Raw genomic sequence first — 14,205 nt, 5'->3', positions numbered from 1 at the left:
TTGGTTTGCCGGGCGCGGCGATTCTGCCTATAGTCACTGATGTCGTCGGTTCCGTTTGGAACCAAGAGGGAATGCGGTGAGGGCAAGTTGTTTGCCCAATGCCGTGGCTGCCCCCGCAACTGTGTGCGGTAGTCCTCTCCATATGCCACTGAAGGTTCGCCTTCGGGAAGGTGGGGAAGGGCGCTGATCCGCGAGCCAGGAGACCTGCCGGCGACAGGAAACTGACTTCTATGCCCTCGGGTGGAGGGCGAAAGGAAAGACATGAATACCGCTTCCGTTTCGCTCGGCGCTTCCGCCTCCTCGCAGTCGCGTCTCATGCAGCTGGCGCTTGCTGCATTCCTCGGCATTTTCGTCATGGGCTTTGTCGGCTTCTCGCATATCGATGCGGTCCACAATGCCGCGCACGACTATCGCCATTCGATGGGCTTTCCCTGCCACTAACAAGGGGCTGACATCATGACACTGTTTCGCAACGTCGTGTTCATCGCGGCGATCGCAGGGCTTGTGGCCGGCGTGGCTCTCGCCTGCATGCAAGCCTATGCCACGGTGCCGCTCATCCTAAAGGCGGAAGTCTACGAACAGGCCGGCGGCGGCCATGACCATGCCGCGGCACCTGCGACACCGGCTGAAAACGCCGCGGGCATGACGGCTATGAGCAGCGCCGCGCCGGCACCGGCTGAAGCAATGGCTCCGGCGGAAGACGAAGGCTGGGCGCCGGCGGACGGTTTCGAACGCTTCGGCTTCAGCGTCGTTGCCAATATCGTCACCGGCATCGGCTTTGCGCTGGTCCTGGTTGCGGTTTCGGAATTCGCCGGCGGCATCGGCAATTGGCGCCAGGGCCTGTTCTGGGGGCTGGCCGGCTTTGCCGCATTCACGCTGGCGCCGGGCCTCGGCCTGCCGCCGGAACTGCCGGCGATGCCGGCGGCCGACCTTGTCCAACGCCAGTTATGGTGGTGGGCAACAGTGGTGGCGACAGCGGCCGGTCTCGGCCTTATCGTCTTCCGCAGATCGCTGCCGCTGGTGGCTCTTGCCGTGGCGTTGATCGTTGCGCCGCATATCGTCGGCGCGCCGCAGCCCGATAGCTTCGAGACGGCGATCCCGGAAGGCCTGCACCACCAGTTCGTGGTGGCGGTGACGCTGACCAATCTGGTGTTCTGGCTGGTGCTCGGCGCGGTCGTCGGCGTGGTGCGCGGACGCTTCACCGGCACGGCGACCAGCCTGCGCGACAGCTTTGCCTGACCGCGCTGCCGGGGCACTGACCCTGGTCATCGGCGGTGCGCGCTCCGGCAAGAGCGCGCATGCCGAGAGCCTGGTGACGGTCGGCCCGCTGCCTTGGAGCTATATCGCCACGGCGCAAGCCTATGACGACGAGATGCGCCAGCGCATCGCGCTGCACCGCTCGCGCCGCGGCGCCGGCTGGACGACCATCGATGCGCCGCTCGACCTTGCCGGCGCGATCGGAGCGCTGCCTGACGGCCAGCCGGTGCTGATCGACTGCCTGACGCTGTGGCTGACCAACCATATGCTGGCCGACCATGATGTCGAGGCCGAATGCCGGAGGCTGGCCGATGTGCTGTCGCGGCCGCGTGGGCCGTGGTTCGTGGTGTCCAACGAGGTCGGCCAGGGCATCGTGCCGGACAATGCGCTGGCAAGACGGTTTCGCGACGCCGCCGGCCGGCTGAACCAGGACGTCGCGGCTGTTGCCGGCACCGTGCTTTTGATGGTGGCGGGGCTGCCGCTCAAGGTGAAATGACATGGCTGATACTATCGATCCCAAGGACGAGGAACGCCACCGCGCCAAGATGGCCAAGCGCAAGGCGGTGCAGGACGCCGAGGTCGCGGCCAAGACGGTCGAGAAGGGGCTGCTGATCGTCAACACCGGACCGGGCAAGGGAAAGACCACGGCCGCCTTTGGGCTGGCGCTCAGGATGCTTGGCTATGGCAAGCGCGTCGGCGTCGTTCAGTTCATCAAGGGCAAATGGCACACCGGCGAGAAAGACGCCTTTGCCGCCTTCGGCGACCGTGTCGTCTGGCACGCCATGGGCGAGGGCTTTACCTGGGAGACACAGGATCTGAAGCGCGACATCGCGGCGGCCGAGGCTGCCTGGGCGAAAGCGCTGGAGCTGATGGCCGAGCCGTCGATCAGCCTCGTGGTGCTCGACGAGCTGAACATCGCGCTGCGCTACGACTACCTCGATCTCGAAAAGGTGGTCGCGGCGCTGAAGGCGCGTCGCGAAGGCCTGCATGTCGTCGTCACCGGCCGCAACGCCAAACCGGCACTGGTCGAGGCGGCCGATCTGGTCACCGAGATGGGCGTGACCAAGCACCACTTCTCCGCCGGCGTGAAGGCGCAGCAGGGGATCGAGTTCTGAGGGGGTTGCTGGGGAGGCAGAGGCGCGGTGTCGCGACCTCTCAAGATTTGGGTTCCTCGCCCGCCGCGAAGCGGGGGAGAGGTGGTCGCGAAGCGGCCGGAGAGGGGCTTTCGTAGAGCGCGGTTCCCCTCTCCGTCTCGGCTTCGCCGAGCCACCTCTCCCCACTTTCGTGGGGCGAGGAACCCAAGCTGGAACTAAGCTGCGAACCTTCAAGGCTGAAGGCGCCCTATTTTGTTCTTGCTTTGTGCCGGCAGCTATGCTACTAATTTCGGTATGGTGCTAATTGGCTCCAACGACCCGCCNTGTGCCTATCGGCAGTTTCGTCGATGTCGCCACCTTTTGTTCTTGCTTTGTGCCGGCAGCTATGCTACTAATTTCGGTATGGTGCTAATTGGCTCCAACGACCCGCCGCATGGTGGGTTTTTGTTTCGCCTGGGATCGGGCGAAGATCACAACAGAATTACGACCGTCGAGATTACCCCAAACAGTGCGATCAGCAGAAAGTCGGCGATCCGGTAGAGTTTCAGTGCCGCCGGATGTCAGGGATAGAGTTCTGGTCGCTTGCGAAGCTGGAGATTGTTCGTGGACCAGGCGGTAATCGTCTATCTTATTCTCAATGATGGTCAGTTTGGTGCCGCTGACGAACGCGAATCCATTTATGCGCTCGAGAATCGGCTAGAGAAAGCTATCGAGGATGCATCGGTCGGCGAGTTTGACGGTGACTTGTTTGGTGAAGGCGAATGCATCCTCTACATGTATGGGCCAAACGCTGAACGACTTTTTGTCGTAGTCGAACCCTTATTGAAATCTTCTCCCGTAGCTGCCGGTGGGTACGCGATCAAAAGGTTTGGCGTGGAAGCCGATCCGAGCGCAAAGGAAGTCCGTGTTACCTGGTAGGTCGGGTTTGCCGACCCATTCGGACGTTCACGCGGCGATGACGATCACCGCGACCACGCCGAACAGCGCGATCAGCAGTAAGTCGGCGACGCGGTAGAGTTTCAGCGCCCGTCGGATGTCGGTGCTCTCGACATCATCGCGCCGGCCGCCTTCGCCCATCAATGCGTCTTCGACCATGACGCCGTCATAGGAACGGGGGCCGGCGAGCGCCAGGCCGAGCGCGCCGGCCATCGCTGCTTCCGGCCAGCCGGCATTGGGCGAGCGGTGTTTTTTCGCATCGCGCCGCACGGCGTGCCAGGCGCCCTTGGCGTCGGCGCCCTTGACCAGAAAAGCGGCGAGTACGATCAGCAGCGCCGTCAGCCGCGACGCCGGCAGATTGATCCAATCGTCGAAGCGCGCAGCCGCCCAGCCGAAGGCTTCGTGGCGGGGGGTGCGATGGCCGATCATCGAATCGGCGGTGTTGGCGGCCTTGTAGGCGACGCCGCCGGCGAGCCCGCCGATACCGAGCCAGAAGGCCGGAGCGACGACGCCGTCGGAGAAATTCTCGGCCAGGCTTTCGATCGCGGCGCGGCAGACAGCGGCCCTGTCGAGCTTTTCCGGGTCGCGACCGACGATCCGCGAGACGGCAATGCGGCCCATATCCAGTCCGCCGCTGTCGAGTGCGTCGGCGACCGCTTCGACATGCTCGGCCAGGCTCTTCTGCGACAGCAGCGACGTCGCCAGGATTGCGGTGACCAACCAGCCGAGGGGAATGCTCCAAAGCAAGGTTTCGAGCCAGAGGGCGAGGGCGGCCGGCACCAGCACGATCACCAGCAGCGCGAAGACGCCCCAGCCGCGACGGTGGGCGTCGGAATCAGTGGCGCGGTTGAGCCTGCGGTCGAGAAAGGATATCAGCCTGCCGAACCAGGTGACGGGATGGCCAATGGCATCGAAGAGCCGGGCCGGGTAGCCGAGTACAAGTTCGATGGCCAGCGACAGGAAAGTGATCAGAATCGGCATGAAGTCTCTTGATGGAGTGACGGCGGCAGTGGACCACGGCGGAAGCCTTGGCCGGGCGAGGGCGCTTTTCCCTCACGCGCCGCTGCCTTTCGTCGACCTCTCGACCGGGATCAATCCGCACTCCTACCCGCTTTTCGATTTGCCCGCCACCGCCCTGTCGCGATTGCCGGAAACAGCGCGCAGCCGCGACTTGGCTGAACGCGCGGCAAGCGCCTATGGCGCCTCGTCGGCGGCGAATGTCGCAGCGGCGCCCGGCACGCAGATCCTGTTGCCGCGCGTCGCTTCCCTGGTCAGCCCGGGCACGGCGCTGGTGCTCGGGCCGACTTATGCCGAGCATCGGCGGGCAGCGGCGATCGCCGGCCATGCGGCGGCTGAAGTCGATGATTTCGAAGCCCTGGCGGCGGCCGACCTTGCCGTCGTCGTCAATCCCAACAACCCGGACGGGCGCGTCGTCGAGCGCGAAAGATTGCTTCGACTTGCCGAGACATTACGCGCCAGAGGTGGGCTGCTGGTGGTCGACGAGGCCTTCATGGATGTCGGCCCGCGCAGCGAAAGCCTGGCCGGCGACGTCGACCAGGGCGGCATCGTCGTGCTGCGTTCGTTCGGTAAGTTCTTCGGCCTGGCCGGCCTGCGGCTTGGCTTTGCACTGGCCGATGCGCTGACGGTCGAGCGGCTGGAGGCGCAATTCGGGCCATGGGCGGTTGCCGGGCCGGCGCTCGAATATGGCATAAGGGCGCTTGCCGATACCGGCTGGCAGGCCGGGATGCGGCGCCGTCTGGCCGAGGATGCCGCGCGGCTCGATACGCTGTTCGGCTGCTTCGGCGTGCCTGTCGCCGGTGGCACCGCGTTGTTCCGCTATATCAGGCTGGCGGGCGCCGCCGGCCTGTTTTCGGTGCTCGGCCAGCGCGGCATCCTGCTTCGGCATTTCGCCGATCGTCCGGATGTGCTGCGCGTCGGCCTGCCGGGAGCCGACGAAGAATGGCGGCGGCTCGAATCCGCACTTGCCGGCTGGGCCTCGCGGCGCGACGATGATGCCAAGGGAGAAACTACCCAATGATCCACGTCTGTTCGCTGTCCAAAGTCGAGGAAACGGTAACGAAGACCGGGGCCGGCCGGCTGCTTTCGCTGCTTGCCGCCGGAACGGAGGTGATGCGACCGGCCTCGATCACCAGGGAAAACCATCTGCATCTGGTCATGCACGACATTGCGGTAGCGCAGGAGGGCATGACGATGCCGGGCGAGGAGCATGTCTTGAACCTGCTCGATTTCGCACGCCAATGGGATCGCTCGCGGCCGCTGGTGGTGCATTGCTATGCCGGCATCAGCCGCTCGACCGCCTCGGCCTGCATAATCGCGGCAGCCTTGGCGCCGAAGCGCGACGAGGCCGAACTGGCCGAGACGCTGCGCGCGCTGTCGCCCACGGCGACACCCAATCCGCGGCTGATCGCGATCGCCGACACGCTGCTCGATCGCAGAGGCCGGATGATCGAAGCGATCCAGGCGATCGGGCGCGGCGCGGATGCTTTCGAAGGCACGCCGTTCGAATTGAAAATCTGAGCCTAAAAACAAATTCCAGGAAAAGTGCGCAGGAGTTCTAGGACACGGCCAAGGGGCGAATGATGATCGGGAGAATTTTGGCCATCGTTGTTGGCGTGGTCTGCGCGACAGGCAGCGCCATGGCCGCGTCCATGCCGGCTCTCAAGTCGATCGACCTGGCAGCGCTCCAAGCCACTGTCGAGGGTTTGGCCAAGGAACTTATGCTGCCCGGTGCCATGGTTTTGCTCAAGACTCCGCGGGGCAACCTCGTCTTCGGCTACGGTACGACTGAACTGGGTGCCACGAACCCGCCGCGCGCCGATACCCACTTCCGTGCGGCCTCGAACACCAAGACGATGACCGCCGCTGTCATCGTGCAACTGGTGCAGGAGGGGAAACTGAGCTTCGCCGATCTGATCTCGAAATACGTCCAGCGCGTTCCCAACGGCGACGAGATAACCATTCGGCAGCTCATAACAATGCGGAGCGGCCTCCCTAACTTCACCAATGCGCCGGAACTTGCCGAAAGCCTGGACAAGTATCCTTACAGGGTATGGACCGCTGATGAAGTACTCGGCATGGCGTTCAAACGGCCGCCGGACTTCGCGCCGGGTGCCGAATTCGAGTACAACAACACCAACTACTATCTGCTCGGCCTTGTTGCCGAGAAGATCGACGGCAAGCCGCTCTCGACCATCTTCCGGGACCGCCTGTTCGGGCCGCTCGGCATGAAGAACACCGCGTTGCCGCCGAGCACGTCGAACGCCATCCCCGAGCCATACTCAAACGGCTATCTCTACGGCAGTACTTCGTACGCCCTGGCTGATGCGCCCTATCCGGACGACCTCCAGGCTGCGGCCAGGGCGGGAACGCTCAAGCCCAACGACGACACATGGCAGAACCCGTCCGCCTACTTTGCGGCTGGCGGAGTCATCTCCACCGCGGATGACCTCGCGACCTGGATGCGCGCGCTGGTCGGGGGCAAGCTCTTCAATGCCGACTTCCAGCGGCAGTGGCTTGCAAGCCCTGAGGCGCCGGAGCCGGGCGAACCCGCCATGCAAAAATACGGCTATGGCATCCTAACGCTGACCTTCGGGCCTAACGAAATCTACTATCACGAAGGCGAGATGCCCGGTTACCAGTCCTTCATGGGCTACGATCCGGCCAATGACGTCACCCTGGTCATATGGACCAACCTGACTCTCGCGCTCGACGGCCAGGCGACCGCCAACACCTTGATGGTGAAGATACTGGACGAAATCTACACGGTGTCGCCGCTTCAAGAGGTGAAATGAGGATCCTCGCGCGCGAATGGAATCGCCCCTCGTGAGCGAGGCCTGAGCTGGTGGGATCAAACACCTACGCCAACCAATCCGCCAGCTTTGCCTTGCCCACGTCCCTCAGCAGGCCGATGAAGCCGTCGGCCTGATGTTCGGCGGTCAGCCGGCCTTTTTCGGCGGTGGCAATGCTGGCGTCGCCGACCACGCCATTCGGGTTGAGATCGCTGGCGATCCAGGCGAAGGCGTGCGTTCCGGTGTGGCGCAGCAGCGCAAATTCCTTTTCGGCGCGGGCGACCTTGGACACGAAATTGTCGGCCTTCCCAATATCGACGAGGTCGGGCCGGAAATGCAGCATCAGCGAGGTCTCGACGTCGCCGCCATGAATGCCGTGGCGGTCCTCGAGCTCGGTGTACATGCCGGCCGGCCGGCCAAAACGCTGCCAGCTGGTCTTTACCGCCAGCATCTTTGCCCGCACGCGCAATTCGCGGGTGATGATGCCCATGATCTCCTCATTGCCGCCATGCGAGTTCACGACAATCAGTTTTCGGACGCCGGCGCGCGCGACCGACAGGCCAAGTTCGGTCCACGCCTCGACCAAGGTCGTCGCCGGCAGGGTGAGGGTGCCCGGTGCGTGCAAATGCTCGTTCGACTTGCCTACCGCCTGGACCGGCAGGATGCGGATGTCGAGATCGCCGGGCAGGCGCGCGATCACCGTTTCCAGCATGCCGTTCATGATCGAGGTGTCGGTCGAGACCGGCAGATGCGGGCCGTGCTGCTCAATCGCCGCCAGCGGCAGAACGGCAATGGTCGCCTCAGGATCGACGGTCGCGTATTCGGTGGTCCGGTAGTCACCCCACCATACGCGTTTTTTTGCAGCGGTCATGTCATGCCCTCTTGAACCGACAAGCCCAGACCTAACGCGGGAATGATCGGCTGTCGATCATCGCGCCGCGATGACCTCGATCTCGACCTTGAATTCCGGCCGGGCAAAACCGGACACGATCATCAGCGTCGAGGCGGGCGCCGGGCTGGCGAACAGCCGGTCGCGAACCTCCATATAGGGGCTCAGGAAGGCGCGGTCGGTGACGTAGGCGTTGATGCGGACGATGTCGGAGAGGCCGAGCCCGGCCTCGCCGAGAATCGCCGATATGTTCCGGAAACAAAGCTCGGCCTGTGCGCCGGCCTCCTCGGGGATCTGGTCGTCCGGGGTGATTGCGACCTGGCCCGAACACAGCACCAGCCGCTTGCCCGGCGGCAGCTCGACGCCATGGCTGTAGCGGGCGAAGGGCGGCTTGATCGACTTCGGCGTGAGAAATTTGAACATGGCAATCTCCGTTCACGGCAGCCTAAAGCGGGATCGATGCGGGCATCAAGATGGCGGTGCATGTCACGAGGGCGATTGTGGACAGGCGATCAAAAAATAGGCACGATGCCTTTCGTACAGCATGACCCATCCGGCCTTCGCGCCGCCATTGCTCAGGCGGGCATTGCACAAGCGGGCGGTCCCGGCGCAACGCGCCGGTGGCATGTGTCTTGCTTCTTGAAACAATGGTGTCGAGCCCGGCGCGTGACGCGCCGGAGCGAACAAAGGGTGGTGTGGATGTACGGAAAACTCAAGATTTCGGCGGGCACGATCGTGCTGCTTGGCGCAGGCACGCTTGCCGCGGCAGCGAACGAAAAAGTCACCTTCGGCACCAACTGGCTGGCTGAGCCGGAGCATGGGGGTTACTACCAGGCCGTGGTGGACGGCACCTATGCCGCCTGCGGCATCGATGTGACGATCATGCAGGGCGGCCCACAGGTCAGCGGCCGGCCGCTGCTGCTGGCCGGCAAGATCGATTTTTACATGGGCGGCAATCTGCTGTCGGCCTTCGATGCCGTGCAGCAAGGCATACCGATGCGCGTCGTGGCCGCCGACTTCCAGAAGGACCCGCAGGTCATCATGTCCCATCCCGGGCAGGGGCTGGACAAATGGGAAGACCTGAAGAACGCCGAGGAGTACATCCTCGGCGACGAAGGTGCGCAGACCTTCTTCCAGTGGATGGTCACCGACCTCGGCTTCGACGCCGCCAAGCGCGCGCCCTACACCTTCAACCCGGCGCCGTTCATCGCTAACAAGAAGTCGATCCAGCAGGGTTACGTCACCTCGGAGCCATTCGCCGTCCAAAAGCAGGGCGGTTTTACGCCGAACCAGTTCCTGCTGGCCGACTATGGCTGGGACACATATGCAACGACAGTCGAGACCATGCAGGAGACGGTCGACAAGCGGCCCGAGGTGGTCCAGTGCTTCGTCGATGGCTCGGCCAAGGGCTGGTACAATTATCTCTACGGCGACAACAAGGCCGCCAACGAGATGATCAAGAAGGAAAATCCGGATATGACGGATGAGCAGATCGCCTTCTCGATCGAGCAGCTGAAGAAGTTCGGCGTGGTCGATTCCGGCGACAGCGAAAAGCTCGGCATCGGCGCCATGACCGATGCGCGCATCCAGAGTTTTTACGACAAGATGGTCAAGGCCAAGGTCACGCCGGCGGGCATCGACATCAAGAAGGCCTACACGCTGGCCTTCGTCAACAAGAGCGTCGGGCTCGACCTGAAGAAGTAGGCCGTGAAGCTGGAGAAAGTGGCGCAACAGCCAGGAAGCGTATCGGGGCCGACGCTGTTGGCGCTGCGTGGCGTCGGCAAGGTTTTTTCCAACGGCGTCACCGCGCTCAGCAATGTCGAGCTGACGATCCGGGAGGGCGATTTCCTCAGCCTGCTCGGGCCGTCGGGCTGCGGCAAATCGACGGCGCTGCGGCTGATTGCGGGCCTGTCGACGCCGACCTCGGGCGTGCTCGACTGGCGCGGCAGCGGCGCCCTCGAGCGTTCGAATATCGGCGACCGTTCAAATATCGGCTTCGTCTTCCAGGAGCCGACGCTGCTGCCCTGGGCCGACGTCTTCGACAATGTCTGGCTGCCGCTGCGGCTGAAGGGCGTGTCGCGTGCCAAGGCGGCGCCGGCGGTGATGGAGATGCTGGCGCGGGTTCACCTGACCGGCTTCGAGAAGGCGGTGCCGCGCGAACTGTCGGGCGGCATGAAGATGCGCGTCTCTATCGCCCGCGCCATGGTAACCAAGCCGCGCATTCTGTTGATGGACGAGCCGTTCGCCGCACTCGACGAGATCACCCGCTTCAAGCTCAACAACGACCTTCTCGAGCTATGGCAGGATGAGCGTTTCACCGTCGTTTTCGTCACCCACAGCGTCTTCGAAAGCGTATTCCTCTCCAACCGCATCGTCGTCATGGCGGCGCGGCCGGGCCGGGTGTTTGCCGAGCTTGCCGTCGATGCATCCTATCCGCGCGACGAGGCGTTTCGCACCTCGCCCGACTATGCCGCGCTCTGCCGCCAGGCATCCGACGTGCTGATCGGCGCTATCAACTCAACTGCCGGACCGCATCATGACGGCCATTGAAGAACAGATCCCGGCGCTCGACCCGGAGGAGGCGCGCCGCGTCCGCCAGGAGCGCTTCGAGCGCATCGGCAGATGGCTGCTGCCGCTGGCGATCATGATCCTGGCCATCTGGCTGTGGGACCGCATCTGTGTTTGGAACGACATTCCGAAATACATACTGCCGCGCCCCGGCGTGGTGCTGCAAACCCTGCACGACGATGCCGGGCTGCTGTTCTCCTCGCTGCTGGTGACACTCAGGATCACCTTCTTGAGCCTGCTTCTCGCCGTGGTCGGCGGTGTCGGGCTGGCAGTGCTGTTCGCTCAGTCGAAATGGGTGGAGATGTCGTTCTTTCCCTTCGCCATCGTGCTGCAGGTGACGCCGATCGTCGCGATCTTTCCGCTGATCAATATCTATGTCGACAACCAGACGACGAAGCTTTTGCTTTGCGCCTGGATCGTCGCCTTCTTCCCGATCCTCTCCAACACCACGCTCGGCCTCAATTCCGTCGACCGCAATCTGCGCGACATGTTCAAGCTCAACGGTGCGACCCGCTGGCAGCAATTGCGCTATCTGCGGCTGCCGGCGGCGATGCCTTATTTCCTCGGCGGGCTGAAGATCGCCGGCGGCCTGTCGCTGATCGGCGCGGTGGTGGCNGGCGCCACCGGCCAGTCGTCCGGCCTCGCCTCGCGCATCATCGAGGCCGGCTACCGGCTCAACGCGCCAAGGCTGTTCGCGGCGCTGATCCTGATCTCGCTCACCGGCATCCTGATCTTCCTGGTGCTGTCGCTGATTTCGCATCTCATTTTGCGGCGCTGGCACGAGAGCGCGCTGAGGCAGGAGCGGTGATGGTGAGCAGCGCCGCCTTGATACCAGCTTCTGGTTCCTACCATCTTTCCAACGTCCGGCTTCACGCGTCGCTGACGCCGGGGCTTGCGGCTGCCTTTGGCGCCGACGGATTTGCGCTCGCGGACGTTGCCGTCGCCGATGGCAAGATCTCCGGGATTACGGCGCATCGATCCAACGCACCGGCGGACGCCACCGATCTCGGCGGCCGCATCGTGCTGCCGTGCTTTGTCGACTGCCACACCCATATCGACAAGGGCCATATCTGGCCCCGAAAGCCCAACCCGGACGGCACCTTCATGGCCGCTTTGAACGCCACCGGCGCCGACCGCGCGGCGCGCTGGAGCGCCGACGACGTTGCCCGCCGCATGGATTTTTCGCTGCGCTGCGCCTACGCGCACGGCACCAGGGCGCTGCGCACGCATCTCGACAGCGTCGCGCCGCAGGAAGAGATCTCCTGGCCGGTGTTCGAGACGATGCGGGAGAAATGGCGCGGCCGCATCGAGCTGCAGGCGGCCTGCCTGCTCGGCATCGAGGGCGTGCGCGACAGGAAATGGTTCGAGAGGCTGGCCAAACGGGTGGCTGCCGCCAAGGGTGTCCTCGGCGTCGTCACCTATATGGTGCCGGATCTCGAAGAACTGCTCGACCAGGTGTTTGCGCAGGCGATCAAGCATGGCCTCGACCTCGATTTCCACGCCGACGAGACCGACGATGTCTCGGCGATCTCGCTGAAGAAAATCGCCGAAGCAGCCCTTTGGAACGGTTTTGACGGGAACATCCTGGTCGGCCATTGCTGCTCGCTGGCACGCCAGCCCGACCTCGACGTGCTCGACACGCTGGATAAGGTCGCCAAGGCCGGCTTGGCGGTGGTGTCGCTGCCGATGTGCAATCTCTATCTGCAGGACCGGCGAGGCGACAGGACAACGCCGCGCTGGCGCGGGGTGACGCTGCTGCACGAGATGAAGGCGCGCGGCATTGCCGTCGCCGTCGCCTCCGACAATACGCGCGACCCGTTCTACGCCTATGGCGATCTCGACATGCTGGAGGTCTATCGCATGGCGACGCGCGTCCTGCATCTCGACCATCCCGTCGCGGACTGGCCGCAAGCTGTCACCGCAACGCCGGCCAAGGTGATGCGGCTCGATAATTTCGGCACGCTTGCCGCCGGAGCGCCGGCCGATTTCGTCGTCTTCAGGGGGCGAAGCTGGACGGAATTGCTGTCGCGGCCCGAATCGGATCGCATCGTCGTGCGCGACGGGCATGCGATCGAGCGCCAGCTGCCCGATTATGCCGAACTCGATGATCTGATGGTGGAATGATGGATATTGCGGCGCTCAAGCGCGACCTGGACGGCCTCAAGGTCGATGACCATCCGGCCATCGTCCAGCAGAAGAGCCGCGACTTCTACTGGTACAGCCCGGTGCTGAAGCAGCAGCTCGAGCACGTCACCGGTGACCTGATCGTGACGCCGAAAACCGAAGACGAGGTCGTCCGCATTCTCGCCGCCTGCCACCGGCACGGCGTCCCGGTGACGCCGCGCGGCAGTGGCACCGGCAATTACGGGCAGGCGATGCCACTGTCCGGCGGCGTGGTGCTCAATCTCGCCGAGATGAACGCGGTCAAGATGATCGCGCCGGGCCGTGTCGTCACCGGCCCCGGCGCCGTGCTCGCCGACATCGACAGAGCGACGCGGGCGCATTCCGGCCAGGAGCTCCGCATGTCGCCGTCGACCTACAACACCGCATCGATCGGCGGCTTCGTCGCCGGCGGCTCCGGCGGCATCGGTTCGATCCGCTGGGGCGGACTGCGCGACCTCGGCAACGTCATCCGGCTGAGGACCGTGACGATGGAGGCTGAGCCGCGGGTCATGGAGCTCACCGGCGAGGACGTGCTGAAGGTGATGCACGCCTACGGCACCAACGGCATCATCACCGAAGTCGAGATGCCTCTGACCGCCAGCTATGACTGGATCGACGTCATCGTCGGCTTCGACGATGTCATGGATGCGGCTGGCTTCGGCAACGATCTCGCCATCCAGGACGGCATATTGGCGAAACTGATCACGCCGATCGCAGCACCCATCCCCTACGATTACTTCAAGCGCCACCAGCGGTTTTTCCGGCGCGGCCAAAGCATCGTCGTCTTGATGATCGCGCCGCATGCGATGGATGCCTTCCTCGCCTTCACGGCGCGCAGCAAGGGCGAGATCGTCTTTCGCGCCGACAAGGAGGCCGATCTCAAAGGGCTGCCGCCGGCCTATGAGCTGACCTGGAACCACACGACGCTGCGTGCCATCCGGGTCGATCCGACGATCACCTATCTGCAGACCCGCTATCCGTCGCCGGACCACCTCGGCCACGTCAAGGCGATGGTCGACCGCTTCGGCGACGAGGTGCCGGCGCATCTCGAGTTCATCCGCTTCGACGGCGCCATCGGCATCGCCGGGCTGCCGCTGGTCCGCTTCACCACGGCGGAGCGGCTCGACGAGATCATCCGCATCCACGAGGACAATGGCTGCTGGATCTTCAACCCGCACCGCTACACGCTGGAAGAAGGCGGCATGAAGCGCACCGACGAGGTGCAGCTCGCCTTCAAGCGCGAAACCGACCCGCAAGGGCTGCTCAATCCAGGCAAGATGATCGCCTGGGAAAACCCGGACTATGATTATCGCTCCGGCAAGTCGTTCCTGTTCAAGGGGCTGGAGAAGGCGGGTTGAGACGATGACGGGCGAGTGGCGCTGTACCCCCCTCTGGCCTGCCGGCCATCTCCTCAAGGGGGGAGATTGGCAGTTCCATCGTCTCGACCATCTTCCAACGTCGTCAACTGGCGAAAGCGATACTGACAGCC

Annotated in this window: 16 protein-coding genes and 1 riboswitch; of the genes, 13 read left to right on the top strand and 3 right to left on the bottom strand. The window is 64.0% G+C overall.

The genetic code is table 11. The features are described from left to right. The first annotated feature begins 29 nt into the window (after positions 1 to 29). Positions 30 to 227, top strand: a riboswitch (cobalamin riboswitch). Between the two features lie 34 nt (positions 228 to 261). From X773_RS53220 to X773_RS53200, 5 genes are all read left to right on the top strand, one after another. Then, the gene (locus tag X773_RS53220) at positions 262 to 441 is read left to right on the top strand and encodes a CbtB domain-containing protein (RefSeq protein ID WP_023676561.1); all 180 of its coding nucleotides are present in this window, start codon (positions 262 to 264) and stop codon (positions 439 to 441) included. Between the two features lie 15 nt (positions 442 to 456). Next, a complete protein-coding gene (locus X773_RS53215) occupies positions 457 to 1,239 on the top strand; it encodes a CbtA family protein (RefSeq protein WP_023676560.1) in 783 nt (260 codons plus the stop codon). Then, positions 1,232 to 1,753: a bifunctional adenosylcobinamide kinase/adenosylcobinamide-phosphate guanylyltransferase gene (gene cobU, locus X773_RS53210; protein WP_023676559.1), complete on the top strand. Its 522-nt coding sequence runs from the start codon at positions 1,232 to 1,234 to the stop codon at positions 1,751 to 1,753. The genes X773_RS53215 and cobU overlap by 8 nt, the downstream gene beginning before the upstream one ends. Before the next feature lies 1 nt (position 1,754). After that, positions 1,755 to 2,372 (top strand): cob(I)yrinic acid a,c-diamide adenosyltransferase, encoded by a 618-nt coding sequence (cobO, locus tag X773_RS53205; protein ID WP_023676558.1) that lies wholly within the window; start codon positions 1,755 to 1,757, stop codon positions 2,370 to 2,372. Positions 2,373 to 2,954: 582 nt separating this feature from the next. After that, complete coding sequence (locus X773_RS53200; protein WP_051406122.1) at positions 2,955 to 3,269, top strand: hypothetical protein; 315 nt, start codon at positions 2,955 to 2,957, stop codon at positions 3,267 to 3,269. Between the two features lie 27 nt (positions 3,270 to 3,296). Here the strand turns inward: X773_RS53200 and cbiB are convergent, their stop codons facing one another. After that, the gene (cbiB, locus tag X773_RS53195; RefSeq protein ID WP_023676556.1) at positions 3,297 to 4,268 is read right to left on the bottom strand and encodes an adenosylcobinamide-phosphate synthase CbiB; all 972 of its coding nucleotides are present in this window, start codon (positions 4,266 to 4,268) and stop codon (positions 3,297 to 3,299) included. On the opposite strand from cbiB, the gene cobD reads away from it, so the two are divergent. From cobD to X773_RS53180, 3 genes are read left to right on the top strand one after another with little or no spacing between them, the layout of a single operon-like run. Continuing rightward, positions 4,267 to 5,325, top strand: coding sequence for a threonine-phosphate decarboxylase CobD (gene cobD / locus X773_RS53190; protein WP_023676555.1), 1,059 nt, complete (start codon positions 4,267 to 4,269; stop codon positions 5,323 to 5,325). The genes cbiB and cobD overlap by 2 nt on opposite strands. After that, positions 5,322 to 5,825, top strand: coding sequence for a tyrosine phosphatase family protein (locus X773_RS53185; protein WP_023676554.1), 504 nt, complete (start codon positions 5,322 to 5,324; stop codon positions 5,823 to 5,825). Before cobD ends, X773_RS53185 begins: the two co-directional genes overlap by 4 nt. A 59-nt stretch (positions 5,826 to 5,884) precedes the next feature. Next, complete coding sequence (locus X773_RS53180) at positions 5,885 to 7,099, top strand: serine hydrolase domain-containing protein (protein ID WP_023676553.1); 1,215 nt, start codon at positions 5,885 to 5,887, stop codon at positions 7,097 to 7,099. Between the two features lie 64 nt (positions 7,100 to 7,163). Here the strand turns inward: X773_RS53180 and X773_RS53175 are convergent, their stop codons facing one another. After that, entirely contained in the window at positions 7,164 to 7,967 is an 804-nt protein-coding gene (locus X773_RS53175) for a creatininase family protein (protein ID WP_023676552.1), read from the bottom strand. Between the two features lie 57 nt (positions 7,968 to 8,024). Continuing rightward, the gene (locus X773_RS53170; protein ID WP_023676551.1) at positions 8,025 to 8,408 is read right to left on the bottom strand and encodes a RidA family protein; all 384 of its coding nucleotides are present in this window, start codon (positions 8,406 to 8,408) and stop codon (positions 8,025 to 8,027) included. Between the two features lie 276 nt (positions 8,409 to 8,684). Between X773_RS53170 and X773_RS53165 the strand changes: the two genes are divergently transcribed. From X773_RS53165 to X773_RS53145, 5 genes are all read left to right on the top strand, one after another. Continuing rightward, positions 8,685 to 9,689 carry an ABC transporter substrate-binding protein gene (locus X773_RS53165; RefSeq protein WP_023676549.1) on the top strand — a complete coding sequence of 335 codons (1,005 nt, stop codon included), beginning with the start codon at positions 8,685 to 8,687 and terminating at the stop codon, positions 9,687 to 9,689. Between the two features lie 3 nt (positions 9,690 to 9,692). Then, positions 9,693 to 10,535, top strand: a complete 843-nt coding sequence (locus X773_RS53160) for an ABC transporter ATP-binding protein (protein ID WP_023676548.1) — start codon at positions 9,693 to 9,695, stop codon at positions 10,533 to 10,535. Beyond that, on the top strand, positions 10,522 to 11,361 hold the full coding sequence (locus tag X773_RS53155; protein ID WP_023676547.1) for an ABC transporter permease: 840 nt from the start codon (positions 10,522 to 10,524) through the stop codon (positions 11,359 to 11,361). The genes X773_RS53160 and X773_RS53155 overlap by 14 nt, the downstream gene beginning before the upstream one ends. A gap of 17 nt (positions 11,362 to 11,378) precedes the next feature. Beyond that, positions 11,379 to 12,677: a cytosine deaminase gene (locus X773_RS53150; protein WP_023676546.1), complete on the top strand. Its 1,299-nt coding sequence runs from the start codon at positions 11,379 to 11,381 to the stop codon at positions 12,675 to 12,677. Further along, the gene (locus X773_RS53145; RefSeq protein ID WP_084641099.1) at positions 12,677 to 14,074 is read left to right on the top strand and encodes an FAD-binding oxidoreductase; all 1,398 of its coding nucleotides are present in this window, start codon (positions 12,677 to 12,679) and stop codon (positions 14,072 to 14,074) included. Before X773_RS53150 ends, X773_RS53145 begins: the two co-directional genes overlap by 1 nt. Positions 14,075 to 14,205 lie beyond the last annotated feature (131 nt).

It is taken from the genome of Mesorhizobium sp. LSJC280B00 (genome assembly GCF_000502835.1).
Classification (GTDB): domain Bacteria; phylum Pseudomonadota; class Alphaproteobacteria; order Rhizobiales; family Rhizobiaceae; genus Mesorhizobium.
Note: the sequence above shows the minus strand (reverse complement) of the source record. Positions and strands in the feature narration are given on the sequence as shown.